This window comes from Salinivibrio sp. ML290 (assembly GCF_001995695.1).
GTDB lineage: Bacteria > Pseudomonadota > Gammaproteobacteria > Enterobacterales > Vibrionaceae > Salinivibrio > Salinivibrio siamensis.
In genome coordinates this window covers 82,719-96,077 of record NZ_MUEY01000010.1, presented here as the reverse complement: position 1 = coordinate 96,077, position 13,359 = coordinate 82,719, and the positions used below count along the sequence as shown (strand labels likewise).

Annotated in this window: 14 protein-coding genes; 10 read left to right on the top strand and 4 right to left on the bottom strand. The window is 50.7% G+C overall.

The features are described from left to right. Window positions 1-38: 38 nt before the first annotated feature. From menB to BZG23_RS10765, 3 genes are read left to right on the top strand one after another with little or no spacing between them, the layout of a single operon-like run. Window positions 39-905, top strand: a complete 867-nt coding sequence (menB, locus tag BZG23_RS10775; RefSeq protein WP_077606919.1) for a 1,4-dihydroxy-2-naphthoyl-CoA synthase — start codon at window positions 39-41, stop codon at window positions 903-905. Window positions 906-913: 8 nt separating this feature from the next. Beyond that, window positions 914-1,903, top strand: coding sequence for an o-succinylbenzoate synthase (gene menC / locus BZG23_RS10770; RefSeq protein WP_077606918.1), 990 nt, complete (start codon window positions 914-916; stop codon window positions 1,901-1,903). A 5-nt stretch (window positions 1,904-1,908) separates the two neighbouring features. Further along, window positions 1,909-3,291 carry an AMP-binding protein gene (locus BZG23_RS10765; RefSeq protein WP_158011375.1) on the top strand — a complete coding sequence of 461 codons (1,383 nt, stop codon included), beginning with the start codon at window positions 1,909-1,911 and terminating at the stop codon, window positions 3,289-3,291. Here BZG23_RS10765 and BZG23_RS10760 read toward each other — a convergent pair. Next, the gene (locus BZG23_RS10760; protein WP_077606916.1) at window positions 3,288-5,150 is read right to left on the bottom strand and encodes an MFS transporter; all 1,863 of its coding nucleotides are present in this window, start codon (window positions 5,148-5,150) and stop codon (window positions 3,288-3,290) included. The genes BZG23_RS10765 and BZG23_RS10760 overlap by 4 nt on opposite strands. A 111-nt stretch (window positions 5,151-5,261) precedes the next feature. After that, window positions 5,262-5,657 (bottom strand): NINE protein, encoded by a 396-nt coding sequence (locus tag BZG23_RS10755; RefSeq protein ID WP_077606915.1) that lies wholly within the window; start codon window positions 5,655-5,657, stop codon window positions 5,262-5,264. 187 nt (window positions 5,658-5,844) lie between these two features. Between BZG23_RS10755 and BZG23_RS10750 the strand changes: the two genes are divergently transcribed. Then, a complete protein-coding gene (locus BZG23_RS10750) occupies window positions 5,845-6,705 on the top strand; it encodes a Tim44 domain-containing protein (RefSeq protein ID WP_077606914.1) in 861 nt (286 codons plus the stop codon). A 60-nt stretch (window positions 6,706-6,765) separates the two neighbouring features. Here the strand turns inward: BZG23_RS10750 and BZG23_RS10745 are convergent, their stop codons facing one another. After that, the gene (locus BZG23_RS10745) at window positions 6,766-7,032 is read right to left on the bottom strand and encodes a YkgJ family cysteine cluster protein (RefSeq protein ID WP_077606913.1); all 267 of its coding nucleotides are present in this window, start codon (window positions 7,030-7,032) and stop codon (window positions 6,766-6,768) included. Between the two features lie 164 nt (window positions 7,033-7,196). On the opposite strand from BZG23_RS10745, the gene BZG23_RS10740 reads away from it, so the two are divergent. Continuing rightward, window positions 7,197-7,619 (top strand): YcgN family cysteine cluster protein, encoded by a 423-nt coding sequence (locus BZG23_RS10740; RefSeq protein WP_077606912.1) that lies wholly within the window; start codon window positions 7,197-7,199, stop codon window positions 7,617-7,619. A gap of 112 nt (window positions 7,620-7,731) precedes the next feature. On the opposite strand, the gene BZG23_RS10735 is transcribed toward BZG23_RS10740, so the two are convergent. Then, window positions 7,732-8,637, bottom strand: a complete 906-nt coding sequence (locus BZG23_RS10735) for a LysR family transcriptional regulator (RefSeq protein WP_077606911.1) — start codon at window positions 8,635-8,637, stop codon at window positions 7,732-7,734. 127 nt (window positions 8,638-8,764) lie between these two features. Between BZG23_RS10735 and BZG23_RS10730 the strand changes: the two genes are divergently transcribed. The 5 genes from BZG23_RS10730 to BZG23_RS10710 all read left to right on the top strand — a co-directional run bounded on the left by BZG23_RS10730 (window position 8,765) and on the right by BZG23_RS10710 (window position 13,349). Next, window positions 8,765-9,331: a cytochrome b gene (locus BZG23_RS10730; RefSeq protein ID WP_077606910.1), complete on the top strand. Its 567-nt coding sequence runs from the start codon at window positions 8,765-8,767 to the stop codon at window positions 9,329-9,331. Between the two features lie 61 nt (window positions 9,332-9,392). Beyond that, on the top strand, window positions 9,393-10,157 hold the full coding sequence (locus BZG23_RS10725) for a glutathione S-transferase family protein (protein WP_077606909.1): 765 nt from the start codon (window positions 9,393-9,395) through the stop codon (window positions 10,155-10,157). Window positions 10,158-10,282: 125 nt separating this feature from the next. Beyond that, window positions 10,283-10,642 carry a hypothetical protein gene (locus BZG23_RS10720; RefSeq protein WP_077606908.1) on the top strand — a complete coding sequence of 120 codons (360 nt, stop codon included), beginning with the start codon at window positions 10,283-10,285 and terminating at the stop codon, window positions 10,640-10,642. Between the two features lie 50 nt (window positions 10,643-10,692). Next, entirely contained in the window at window positions 10,693-12,831 is a 2,139-nt protein-coding gene (locus BZG23_RS10715; protein ID WP_077606907.1) for a protein-disulfide reductase DsbD family protein, read from the top strand. Continuing rightward, window positions 12,828-13,349 (top strand): protein disulfide oxidoreductase, encoded by a 522-nt coding sequence (locus BZG23_RS10710; protein WP_077606906.1) that lies wholly within the window; start codon window positions 12,828-12,830, stop codon window positions 13,347-13,349. Before BZG23_RS10715 ends, BZG23_RS10710 begins: the two co-directional genes overlap by 4 nt. Window positions 13,350-13,359 lie beyond the last annotated feature (10 nt).

The window sequence follows — 13,359 nt, the reverse complement described above, 5'->3', positions numbered from 1 at the left end:
CGGGCTTTGTCCCAAGCAACCGAGGAAGGGGAGACACTATGGCTGTCACGCCGGGAATGACAGAAAAAGAGCTTTACGCGCCGATTGAGTGGGAACCGACTGAGCATGCGTTTAGCGATATCCTATACCATAAATCCGCCGACGGTATCGCTCGGATCACCATTAACCGCCCTCAGGTACGCAATGCATTCCGGCCACAAACGGTAAAAGAAATGATGCAAGCGTTGGCTGATGCGCGCTATGACAGCCGAGTGGGCGTGATTATCCTCACTGGGCTGGGAGAGAAGGCGTTTTGTTCCGGCGGCGATCAGTCCGTGCGGGGCGACTACGGCGGGTATCAAGATGATGAAGGCACGCACCATTTGAACGTGCTGGACTTTCAGCGTCAGATCCGCACCTGCCCCAAACCCGTCATTGCCGCAGTAGCGGGTTATGCGGTGGGGGGCGGCCATGTGCTGCATATGATGTGCGACTTAACCATCGCCGCAGACAATGCCCAGTTTGGCCAGACGGGTCCTAAAGTTGGCAGTTTTGATGGCGGCTGGGGAGCCTCCTATATGGCCCGAATCGTAGGACAGAAAAAAGCGCGAGAGATCTGGTTTCTGTGTCGGTTTTACAATGCGCAAGAAGCGCTTGATATGGGGTTGGTGAACACAGTCGTGCCGCTGGATGAGCTTGAGCGAGAAACTGTGCGTTGGTGCCGGGAAGTGCTCCAGCACAGCCCTATGGCTCTTCGATGCTTGAAAGCCGCTTTAAACGCAGATTGTGATGGCCAAGCTGGGCTACAAGAGCTGGCGGGCAATGCGACCATGATGTTTTACATGACGGACGAGGGGCAAGAAGGGCGCAACGCCTTCAATGAAAAACGCCGCCCCGAGTTTGACCGTTTTCCACGCAATCCATAGAGGTCATTATGAGACAGGCACGGATCTATCACTATACCTTGCCAGTCAATTCAGGCTTATTTATTCGCGATCAGCATGTTACTGAGCGAGAAGGCTTGGTAGTTGAATTGAGTGAGGGGGCTCAACGTGGCTGGGGAGAGATCGCGCCATTACCCGGTTTTAGCCAAGAAACCTTTGACGAGGCTCGCCATGCACTCATCGCGGCGACCTCCGTATGGTGTGATCACCGGAATATCGCCATGCCGCAATTGCCGCCTTCGGTCGCATGGGGCTTAAGCATTGCGCAAGCTGAGTTAGATAAACGTTTACCGACTCTGTCGGGGTTTGGTTACGTGCCTGTCTGCACTGGCGACCCGGATGCGCTGCTAATGACGTTGTTGCAGCAACCTGCAGAACAAGCTCATGAAGCGAAAGTCAAAGTGGGTGAATATGAGGTCGCTCGCGACCGGCTAATGGTGACGACCTTGTTAGAGGCGTTACCGGTGTTGACTTTGCGTCTTGATGCCAACCGCCGCTGGCACCCCGAGCAGCTTGCCAGTTTTTGGAACGGCCTTAGTGAAACGCATCAAGCGCGTATTCAATGGATTGAAGAGCCATGCCGCGACCCTTACCAGTCTTTGGCGCAGGCCCAAGCCTTAGGCTATCCCTTGGCGTGGGACGAAACGTTAAGGGAAGCGCATGAACCTAGTTTGATCGAAAGCGAGGTCGCGCCGGTTTGGGTGATAAAGCCGAGCTTGATGGGGGCTTTGGATAACATCAATCAATGGATCAGTCGCGCGCACACGCTGGGAAAAACGCCTGTCGTGAGCTCAGCATTGGAAACCAGTTTGGGTTTAACCCAATTATCGCGTTTAGCGAGTTGGTTAACCCCAGACGTGGTGCCTGGACTCGATACGCTGGGCATATACCAGCAGCAACTCGACCGCACATGGCCAGGTGCCCCTCAGCCATTGATCCCTTTGCACGATCAGCCACTGATTTGGATAAACACCTTGTGAGGGCCATGTTTGGGTTTAACACATGGCCATGGCAACACTGGGCCGCAGTGGCACCTGATGCCAGCGCCATCGAGAGCGATATGCCGTTAACATGGCAAGCGCTTCAGGATCGGGTTGATTGTCAGCAGCACCAACTGGGTGAGGCACCAACTGTGGTGCTCGATAGCACCTTGGCGCCACAAGAGCTCGTGATAGGGTTGTTGTCCGCTTGGCAGGCAGGGAAAAAAACACTGGTATTGAACCATGGCTTGAGCGAGGAAGTGACAGCGGCAGTGCTGGACAATCTAGACGCCTATCACTATCTAGCGCCTACACTATTCGATGCGACGTCAACGTCGCCGCCTCCCTCTGCCTCTTGGCAACCAGATAGACCTTTAACTCTGACATTGACATCAGGCTCGACGGGGGCGCCCAAGGCAGTGGTGCATGCCGCTCGCCAGCATCTTGCCAGCGCAGCCGGTTTAACGCAGAGACTGCCTTTTTCAGGCTTGGCGGACAGTGTGTCAGCGGCGTGCGTAGACTGCTGGCTATTATCTTTGCCCTTATTTCATATTTCTGGTTTGGCCATTGTGTGGCGTTGGCTGTACAAAGGCGCAAAACTCGCACTATACCCTTGCCGTGGTGAAAGGTTAGCGACTGCCCTCACTCATGTCTCTCACGCCTCTTTGGTGCCGACCCAGCTTCATCGCGTGTTACCGGTGCTGGACAAAACGTCGGGAGCATCGTCGCTATCTCATGTGCTACTCGGTGGGGCGGCGATCCCTCGCCCACTGGCTAAACAGGCGGAAAAAAAGGGAATTCGCTGCTGGTGCGGGTATGGAATGACAGAAACGGCATCGACGGTCACCCTAAAGCGAGCGGATGGACAAGATGACGTGGGCACCACGCTACCTTATCGTGACGTGAGAGTGGCAGATGACGGTGAGGTGATCCACCGAGGAGAAACGTTAACTTTAGGGTTTTGGCAAGCGGGCATACTGCAACCGCTTGATGCCTCTAAAGGCCTAGCCTCGCGCGATTTAGCCAGCTGGTGTACAGAGATTCAGCCGCCGACACTGCGTCTCATCGGGCGTAAGGATAATCAATTTACCTGCGGTGGGGAGAACGTCCAACCTGAGCTGATTGAGGCTCATTTGCAAAAATGCGCAGAGATCGGCCAAGTGATAGTGGTGCCCATTGATGACAGTGAGTTCGGTGCGCGACCGCTTGCGATCGTTCAAAGTGACACACATATCGATGCCAAGCAACTGATGGCTCATTGCAAAACATTGCCCGCTTATCAACGCCCAGTCGCATTTTTACCTTGGCCATCGTTGTCGCCCGAGGCGGGGATTAAACCGTCTCGAGCGATGTTAACGCACTGGGCGCAACGCCAAGCGATTGACTAAGGTCGATCGGCTCGCAGGCGGATGACTTCTTCGCGCATGTACTCTGAGGTCGCTTGCTCAGGCTCAACAGCTTCCCCAGCTACAACCGTGACTTTTGACCAAACGCGTTTGGGCAGTTTTAACATGGCTTTCCCGCCATGGCGGCTGAAATAGCTGCCCCAAAGGCCTTGTAATGCCATCGGTACCACAGGCACGGGTGAGCGTTGCAGAATCATATCCATCCCGCGGCGGAATTGATCAATGTCACCGTCATAAGTGAGGTGGCCTTCTGGGAAAATCAGCACCACCTCGCCATTCTCAAGTGCTTTTTGAATTTCGTTCATGGCAGCACGGATCGTGCGGCCACGATGACTAATGGGGATCACTTTTGACGTTCGGAAGAACCAATGCAGTACTGGCAATTTATACAAATCTTCAAACATCACAAAGCGGATAGGTCGGTGGCAAGCGCCTGCTAACAAGAGTGCGTCCATATAGCTGACATGGTTACAAATCAGCAAAGCCCCGCCTTTTTCAGGAATGTGGTGCAAGTCTTTGTGTGTCACACGGTACAGGGTATGTGTGACCATCCAGGTAAAAAAGCGCAACGCAAAGATGGGGACCAGTTTGCTGACGTACACCGCCACTAAAAGGTTAAGTACGGCCAATACCAAGAAGAATTGCGCAATAGATAGTTTCATCACCACCAATAGTGTGATGCCGAGCGCTGCGCTGGCTACCATGAATAGTGCATTGAAAATATTGTTCGCGGCAATCACACGCGCACGCGCAGCTTTATCGGCGCGTTGTTGCATTAAGCTATACAGCGGCACAATAAAAATCCCGCCACACACGCCAATCATCAATAAATCGATAAATACCCAGGTCAGAGCTGGGTCAGTGATAAAAGCAACCAGGCTGGAGTGGAGTGTCGGGACCGCTGGTGTGGCAAAAAACAAATGTAAGCCAAAACCGGTTAACCCTATGCTGCCCAAGGGGACAATGCCCGGTTCGATACGGTGACCGGAGAGCTTATCGCACAACAGTGACCCCACGGCAATGCCGACTGAAAACAAGGTCAGTAAAAACGACACGCCGATTTCTCCCCCACCAATCGATGCCGTAAATTTAGGGAATTGGGTTAAGTAGCTCGCCCCTAAAAACCAAAACCAACTGATCCCGAGAATCGCTTGCAAGGTGACTTTGTCTTTACGCGCAAAGCGCAGGGTTTGCCGCATTAAAGCCACCGGCCGATAGCGTAAATTGAGCCCTGGGTTTCCTGCGGGCGCAGGTGGGATAGCATAGGCAGACATAACGCCCAGTACGGCAAAGCTTAATACAGCGCCCCCCGCTATCTGGTTTGAGTCTGGATGGTGGGCAATAAAACCGGCGAGCAAGGTGCCAAGCAAAATCGATAAAAATGTGCCCGTTTCTACCAAGGCATTACCCGAAACAAGCTCTTTGTCACTGAGTGTTTGTGGCAACAATGCGTACTTTACCGGGCCAAAAAAAGCCGATTGAGTCCCCATCAAAAACAATAAGCCAAGTAACACAATCCAGGCGTGAAAATACAGCGCGACAGCAGCGCTTGACATAATAACGACTTCTAACCATTTCACCCGCCTCATGATCAGCGCTTTATCATATTTATCCGCCAGTTCGCCGGCAAAGGCAGAAAACAAGAAAAAAGGTAGGATAAATAAGCCTGCGGCGGCGTTGATGAACAGTGTTGCATCCATGGGCAATTGTTCGGCCGACGCGAATGCGACCATGATCACTAACACATTTTTATAGACGTTATCGTTAAAAGCGCCTAATGCCTGGGTGATAAAATAAGGCAAGAAGCGTCGCTCACGTAAAAGCTGAAACTGTTGGCTCATGTGGGCAGATCCATATCGCGCTGCGGTAAGCGACTTATACTAGCAGCGAGGGAGAAGTGCGCAACCTTAAATGCGTTGCGCATCATTGAGTTAGTTTGGCGTTAGTGATGATTAAGAAAATTTTTGCATGTTTTTAATCGACACCTGCTCGTTCAGTGTCCAAAAATCATACAATACGCCAAGTAAGAAAAAGCCACCGGTAAATAGGTAAATAAAGCCAGTGATCCATTTACCCATGTACATGCGGTGAATGCCAAACACACCCAGAAAGGTCAGTAATAGCCAAGCAATGGTAAAATCCGTGGGGCCACTGCGAAAACGAAGATCGGCCTCTTTATCCATGGCGGGAATCAAGAACAGATCCACAATCCAGCCGACAAAGAAAAGGCCTAGGGTGAAAAACCAAAGGGTACCTGTCACTGGTTTGCCGTAATAAAAGCGGTGGGAGCCGAGAAAACCAAAGATCCAGAGCAAGTAGCCGACAAATTTACTGTGGGTATCATTCATGGCTTGGTCCTATTGCAGTGAGAAATGTACTAATGGCTTGGAGTCCAGGCGAGACAAATGGTTCCTAGTGACCGCAAAACAGCGGGGCTAGTATGACGTTTGGTAACAATTATTCTCGCACTGCTAATTGACTTCATCACCGGAAACTCTAGCATGATAACGGTCTAAAACCACAGATGATGCAATAATGAAAAGATTACTCTCTGTTGCTGCCTTGATGTTTGTCTTTGTTGTAACAGCACCTTATGCAGAAGCAAAACGCTTCGGTGGCGGCAAATCGTTTGGCAAAAGCTTTAAAACGGCCCCTGCGCCCAAAAATACCACCACCAATACCAACACACTCAAACAAAACACCTCGAAAACCAGCAAAAAAGGACTCGCCGGTGGTCTACTCGGTGGCTTGCTCGCCGGTGGTTTACTGGCCGCTTTCTTCGGCGGTGCCTTTGAAGGTATCCAGTTCATGGACATCTTGATTTTGGGGGTCATTGCCTACTTTGCGATGAAATTTCTTCGCGGGCTTACCCAAGCCAAAGCGGGCGCACAAGCGCAAGGGCCAGCGTACGCGGGGCAAAATAAAGGCTATTACCATGAACAGCCTCATGCATTCCGACAAAATGCGGCAGATACAGGCGCGACGTCTGGTGGGTTTGGCGCTGCAAACAATGATGTGCCGTTTAATTTCCCCCCGCAGTTCGATATGCAAAGCTTTTTAAGTGGTGCTCGCGAACATTATCGTATTTTACAAGGCTCTTGGAATCATAATGAGTTGGATAAAATCCAAGAATATGTGTCGCCCGAGCTTTATAATGATTTAGCGGCAGAGCGTGCGCGACTGGATGAAGAGCAGCATACGGAAGTGATGTATGTGGATGCAGAGATTGTCCGCGCCGATTATGACAGCCGCACCGCCCAGCTGAGCCTGAAGTTCACCGGCCGTTATTGTGACCGTGTTGAAGGCGTGGAAGAGGACATTACCGATATTTGGCACCTAGAGCGTGACTTACGCCAGCCGAACGCACCTTGGCTAATCGTGGGTATTCAAAGCTAATCCGTTGCTCTGAAAACAACCGGAGACTACCAAGCGCTGGCTAGGAGAGGCCAGCGTTTTTTATGTCGCCGCTTCCAGATAAATAAGGTTATCGAGCGCTTGCTGATAGGTATTACCACACACATCGGGGTCGGCATCGAATGCGGTGCACACATCGGGGCGGGCGTGGGAGCCAAACAGTTTACATAAGTTATGCTCATCCAGTTGTGCACAGCGCGTACCTGCGGGTTTACCGTTTGGCATCCCGGGAATGGGTGACGAAATGCTAGGGGCGATACAGCAAGCACCACAGCCAAGGCGGCATGAAAATGGCGATGCACTAGGCATAGTCATAGCCTCTATGAATGAACAAAGGCGGGCACTCTATCATCCGTTTTTTGACTATCCAACCCACACAAAGGCTTGCTTGCACTTTACGGCTATGATGGTTATAACAAGCGCGCAATGTCGTCGCCGCGAAAAGGCGGTGAAATAAAAAGAGAGCAAACATCATGAGCACGCCTTTTTGGCAACAAAAAACCTTAGCGCAAATGAGCGACGAGGAGTGGGAATCACTCTGTGACGGCTGTGGCCGCTGCTGCCTACACAAATTGATTGATGAAGAGACAGACGAGCTTTACTACACCAATGTCGCTTGTAGTTTGCTCGATGATAAAACCTGTTCGTGCAAAGATTATCCCAATCGCTTCTCTTATGAAGAGTCATGCCTGAAGCTTACCCGTGATAAGATTGATGAGTTTTATTGGTTGCCGGAAACCTGTGCCTACCGCTTGCTGGCTGAACATAAGCCCTTACCCGAGTGGCACCCGCTGATCACAGGATCAAAGGCGGCGATGCATAAAGCGGGGATCTCGGTAAAAGACAGCGTGGTGTACGAAATCGATGTGATTGATTGGGAAGATCATATCCAATAGCGATTCGATACGTATAGCGCTTAACACGTAGCTCTTTATTCGGCTCCTTATTGTTTGAGTGACAGATACCATGGTTTAACTCACGCAACGAGAGGGGCTTTACTTGTCGAGGTTAGCGACTTTTTGCTTTCTTCACATCCAACCGTTCTGCTAAAAAATCGATTAGGACACGCACCCGCCTTGTTAGGTGGCGGTTGTGAGGGTAGAGTGCTGATATCGTTGTTGGTGGGAGTGAATAATCTATCAATACGACCCGTAAATCCCCGCTGTCCACATATTTTCTAAACAGAAAATCCGGACCAAACCCGATCCCCATCCCCTTACACACTCCATCGGTGACTAAGCTGCCATCGTTACAGGTTAGGCTCCCTGAGACTTTTACTGTAATTTGCTCACCATTTGGTAAGCGATAAGGCCAGCCTTTATTAAGTTTAGATTCACCGTAGATAAGACAGTTGTGTTGAATTAAATCCTTTGGCTGTGTTGGGACTCCTCTTGTTTCCAGATAATGGGGAGAGGCGACCGTTTGGAAGGTACAATCAGTAAGCTTGCGTGAAATAAGACTAGAATCCTCTAGCTGACCAACCCTAATAGCGACATCAACTCCCTCTTCAACGAGGTTAGCAACTCGTCCGCTGGCAATCACATCTAGCTCGATATCTGGATATTGGCTTTGAAAATCAAATAGCAACCCGCCAAGCCCTGAGATAATCAAGCTTTGAGGTATGGTGATTCGAACTTTCCCCCTTGGTGAGTTTTGGCTGTCTATCACCTCAGCACGCGCACTTTCGGCCTCTTTTATGATGAGCTTGCAATGGCTGTAAAAGCGGGCTCCTTCGTCAGATAGGCTTAGCTTACGTGTTGTGCGATAAAGCAACCGCGAGCCCAGCTCCCTCTCCAGTAGCGTTACTTGCTTGCTAACAAATGATTTGGATAGTGCCAATCGGTCAGCAGCCGCGGTAAAACTCCCCGAATCTACGACCACTGCGAAAGTTTCCATCAGAGTAAGGATATTCACATTTATCGCTCTCAGTAAACAATGAGTTCACATAAATCCTATATATCTTTTCACTGGGAGACAATAACCTGAAAAAAGACGGTCGAAATCAGGCTTTGGGTGTTCATCAAATTTTTAAAGGTGACTTATGACGAAGAAACAACATCATAGTTTTTACTATGGAAAAATTGCGAAGGGACTCCACTGGGGTATGGCGCTGGTGTTATTAGTGCTTATCCTAGTCGGCAGCTACATGACAGGGCTGGAAACGTCGAATCCAACTCGGTTTCAATTGGTGATGCTACACAAATCGTTTGGCGTCATCTTCATGCAGCTGGCAGTGTTTCGGGTTATTTGGCGTCATGTTAGCTCTTACCCTAAATTACCGAACGTTTTGGCTAATTGGGAACGGCGCTTGTCTAAGGGAGTTACATTAGTGCTCTACGCATTGATGCTGATGATCCCCTTAAGCGGCATTGCCATGACTAATTTTTCAGGCTTCTCGATCAGTCTTTTTGGTGTTGTTGAGATCCCACCACTATTTGACAAAGATCTGCCGCTTGCAGGGATGGCGAAACAAGTTCATGTTATTCTTGTATACGGATTATTAGTGGCGCTTTTCCTGCATGTTTCAGGAGCACTTAAGCACCGTTTTTTAGATTCCCCTGAAGCCGATTTATTACCTCGAATGCTGCCGATAAAACCGCGATCGTAGAGATGGAACTAGTCCTTCATAGCCGATCTAGCTAAAACTCAATGAAAATCAAGATATCAGTATGTATACACTCAAATTATATCATCACCCTTTGTCAGTATGCTCAATGAAGGTACGACTGGCATTGGAAGAGAAAGGTTTGGACTGGACTGGGCGTGTAATCGACATCCTGCGTTCACAGGAACAACTGGATCCCTGGTATCTGGCACTCAACTCTAAAGGCGTCATCCCTACACTTGAGTGGCAAAAGGATACAACGGAAGTGATCACTGACTCTGCTCACATCATTCGATTTATCGCATCGCTTCCGAATGGAAAAAGCTTGCTGCCACAAAGTGATACTAACTACCAATTAATGGATTATTTGCTTGAGCTAGCAGATACCATTGATCTCCAGATTCTTAGCTATGCCCGCCATCCTTCGATGGAAAAATCTGAGAAAATATTAGACAAGCGTATAAAAAAGTCACTGATACTGGCTAAGCAATACCCTGAGTTAAAGCAGATATACTTGGATTGCGCGGCACGTTCTGAGCGCAGTAAGACATTTCGAGTGGATGTGCAACATATCAAGCAGGTTGAGCAGCGTGCACATGCGTCTATTATCTTTGCTGAACAACAATTAGTCGGTAAGTCGTTCCTGCTAGGTGATGAATACTCATTAGCTGATGTGATTTGGACTGTCGTGTTATCAAGGCTTGAGTTGCTAGGTTATTCAGGATGGGTTAATAGTGCTGATTTTCCACTATTGGCTAACTATTTCGACCGTATGAAGCAACGCGAGAGTTATAAACAGGCGCAGATTCAAAATCAGTGGTGGGGCTAATAAGCACATTAGTAGTTATACCTAGTCTCATAGACGTGACGTGGTGTAAATATCGCCATGTGGTATAACCCATTGTTTAATTTCTGTTGTTGGGCATAATGATGGCCAACTCGACAGGAGGTGAAATGCAAAGGTATACGCGTCGTTCAAAAGCTGGCTGGGCCCTCGCGATTGCGCTTTGGGTACTGGCGGTGTGTGCCTTGCAAAACCAACTGAGTTGGCAATCAGGAGCGCAAGCGATTTGCCAAGCAGCCAATATTGGCGACGCGAAAGGAGCTGATAGCGTGCTCGGTAAAAAATGCACGCTTTCCGAGCAACTGATGCATCCCACTTTGTTGGCGTTAGACTGGCTGCCGTCACCGCTTTGGTGGTTAATTGTGCTACTTGCGGTGATGGCGACCGTTAGCGTATCGGCCACTTTACCCACTCACGACCCGCCGACCTATCGGCGACGGCACCTTTGTTTTTGTGTGTTCCGAGAATAAAGCGGATTCTTCTCCAGCCGCGTTTTTTCTCTTTAACAAGGAACCGACACATGAATCGAAATCAAAGCAACGGGGACATAGCACAGCAAATTAGCGTATGGCGACGTGTTGTACTGCGCCAGTTTGCACTGCGCCACCTCGTTTCCTTTTGCTTACTGTTATTCAGCACCCAAGTATTGGCCAATGCGCCAGATACAGGGTGGTTACAAAATCCGGAACATCCCCCTGTACAGGCACGTTTGGCTCTCACCGGTCAGGGTGACCCTGATACGCAGCGTCTTGATGGCCTGCTGTCTATCCGCCTAGAAGGTGATTGGAAAACCTACTGGCGCTCGCCAGGCGAGGGCGGGGTGGCGCCGGAACTTATCATCAATGATAGCCAAAACTTGGACGATATTACTTGGCATTGGCCGGCACCTAAGCGCCATGAGCTCCTTGGCCTGACCATGTTGGGCTACAAAGGGCAAGTGACCTTCCCGCTGACTTTCAAGGTGGATACGTGGCAACAGCCGATATCGCTGGATGCCACCTTGCGTTTATCTTCGTGCACTACTGTGTGTGTGATTACTGACTATCCGATCTCTCTCGATTTTACCCCGAGCACGCTTGAGGCTGATGGTGAGCGGATGTATCAGTTCAACCAAGCGATGAGCCAAGTGCCTAAGCCGCTACCCAGTGTACAGATTGAGTCCGCGGTGTGGGATACCAATCAGCAACAACTCGCGGTCACTGTGACTGGGAGCCAAGCTTGGCAGCAACCCGATATGCTGGTGGATGGTGATGCGGTTATCGATGATACCTTTGGCGTGCCCAGTATCCAGCGTGATGGCGATACCTTGACCGCGACCTTTGATGTCACCAATTGGATTGAAACGCCCAACCTTACCGATAAACCGGTTCAAGTGACGGTCATGGATAAGCAACTGCTGGCTGAGCATGCCACTACCGTGCAGGCGGGCAGTGTGGTTTCGCAAGCCGGGTTATCGATTTGGATGATTGGCGGTATTGCCCTCTTGGGTGGCTTGATTCTCAACGTAATGCCCTGTGTGCTTCCCGTGCTTGGGCTCAAGCTCAACAGTATCGTGGCTAATCCAGGTGCCACACGTGGCGCTATTCGCGGCCAGTTTTTGGCCTCAGCGGTGGGGATCCTGGTGTCCTTTTGGGCGATTGCGGGGCTGTTGATGATCTTAAAACTGACGGGGCAAGCCGTCGGTTGGGGGATCCAGTTTCAAAGCCCGATATTTATTGGGGTGATGACGCTGGTGATTTGGCTGTTCGCCTTGAGTTTGTTTGATGTGCTGCGCATTGATTTACCGTCCAGTTGGCAAACCTGGATGGCGACACGCGGCGGCCACACCACCAGCGGCCACTTTGTTCAAGGGGTGTTTGCAACCTTACTGGCCACGCCATGTTCAGCGCCTTTTCTTGGGACAGCTGTCGCCTATGCGCTGGGTGGGTCGTTGGCCTCTCTGTGGTTGATCTTTACTGCACTCGCCGTTGGCATGGCACTGCCGTGGCTGCTGGTCGCGGCTTTTCCTGGGCTGACGCGCGCATTGCCCAAACCTGGCCCGTGGATGAATCATGTCAAACGGGTAYTCGCGTTATTGCTGGCCGGTACCACGGTGTGGTTATTCTGGTTGTGGATGCCATATCTAGGCGTTGCTGGTGCTATCGCAGTGGGGACGCTACTGCTGGTTGCCAGTGTGTGGCTAACATACCGCACACTTGGAAAAATGGCGGCGATCAAAGGCTCGGCGGGACTGTTAGTGGTGGTGGTGCTTGGGCTGATTGGTGCGTCATTGACCGCGCAGCGATGGGCGACGCCATTGAACTCGGAACCGGACTGGGTGAGTCTTGATGAGGCTGCGATCGATCAAGCGGTGAGTCAGGGCAAAGTGGTGTTTGTTGATGTGACGGCCGATTGGTGCATTACCTGTCATGCCAACAAAGTGGGTGTGATTTTACAATCCCCCGTGTATGACGCCATCACCGCGCCGAATGTGGTGGCAATGCAAGGTGATTGGACCCGTCCGAGCGACACCGTGACCCAATACTTGCAAAAGCACCAGCGCTATGGGGTACCGTTTAATATCGTTTATGGCCCTGGTGCGCCTGAAGGCGTTGCGTTACCGGTTATTTTGACTGACAAAGCGGTGATGGCGGCGCTTGAGCAGGCGAAAACACCATGACAGCCAAGCAAATGAAACGGTCATGGCGTCAACGGGTCAAACCCGGTGCACGTGATCTTTGCTGGCTCATCGTATTTGTGCTGATATCTAGCACCGCGGTGGATTGGTGGCGCAGCCGCGATATCGACACCAGTCAAGTGCCAGTCGAGTCGGTGCATTTGCTGGATGGCCGTCAACAGGATTTGGTCGCCATGTCGCAACACGACCCCGTGCTTGTCTATGTGTGGGCAAGCTGGTGCGGTGTATGCCGTTTTGTGACACCCTCGGTAGATTGGTTAAGCGGCCATGCGCAAGTGGTTTTGTTCGCGTTACGCTCAGGCTCAGATAAACACCTTGCTGGATACCTTGCTCATCATGGTTATGATTTTCCCGTGGTGAACGACCGACATGGAAACCTCTCTGATGCGTTTTCAGTGACAGTGACGCCCACCGTGATGGTGATCGAGCAAGGAAAAATCACGTCAATCACAACAGGCTTCACGACACCGCTTGGCCTATGGTTAAGGCTGGTGTTATGAATTTACATTT

What these genes read in the sequence shown, in the direction of transcription:
- menB (WP_077606919.1), top strand. Translation starts at nt 39, where the DNA reads ATGGCTGTCACGCCGGGAATGACAGAAAAAGAGCTTTACGCGCCGATT.
- menC (WP_077606918.1), top strand. Translation starts at nt 914, where the DNA reads ATGAGACAGGCACGGATCTATCACTATACCTTGCCAGTCAATTCAGGC.
- BZG23_RS10765 (WP_158011375.1), top strand. Translation starts at nt 1,909, where the DNA reads ATGTTTGGGTTTAACACATGGCCATGGCAACACTGGGCCGCAGTGGCA.
- BZG23_RS10760 (WP_077606916.1), bottom strand. Translation starts at nt 5,150, where the DNA reads ATGAGCCAACAGTTTCAGCTTTTACGTGAGCGACGCTTCTTGCCTTAT.
- BZG23_RS10755 (WP_077606915.1), bottom strand. Translation starts at nt 5,657, where the DNA reads ATGAATGATACCCACAGTAAATTTGTCGGCTACTTGCTCTGGATCTTT.
- BZG23_RS10750 (WP_077606914.1), top strand. Translation starts at nt 5,845, where the DNA reads ATGAAAAGATTACTCTCTGTTGCTGCCTTGATGTTTGTCTTTGTTGTA.
- BZG23_RS10745 (WP_077606913.1), bottom strand. Translation starts at nt 7,032, where the DNA reads ATGCCTAGTGCATCGCCATTTTCATGCCGCCTTGGCTGTGGTGCTTGC.
- BZG23_RS10740 (WP_077606912.1), top strand. Translation starts at nt 7,197, where the DNA reads ATGAGCACGCCTTTTTGGCAACAAAAAACCTTAGCGCAAATGAGCGAC.
- BZG23_RS10730 (WP_077606910.1), top strand. Translation starts at nt 8,765, where the DNA reads ATGACGAAGAAACAACATCATAGTTTTTACTATGGAAAAATTGCGAAG.
- BZG23_RS10725 (WP_077606909.1), top strand. Translation starts at nt 9,393, where the DNA reads ATGTATACACTCAAATTATATCATCACCCTTTGTCAGTATGCTCAATG.
- BZG23_RS10720 (WP_077606908.1), top strand. Translation starts at nt 10,283, where the DNA reads ATGCAAAGGTATACGCGTCGTTCAAAAGCTGGCTGGGCCCTCGCGATT.
- BZG23_RS10710 (WP_077606906.1), top strand. Translation starts at nt 12,828, where the DNA reads ATGACAGCCAAGCAAATGAAACGGTCATGGCGTCAACGGGTCAAACCC.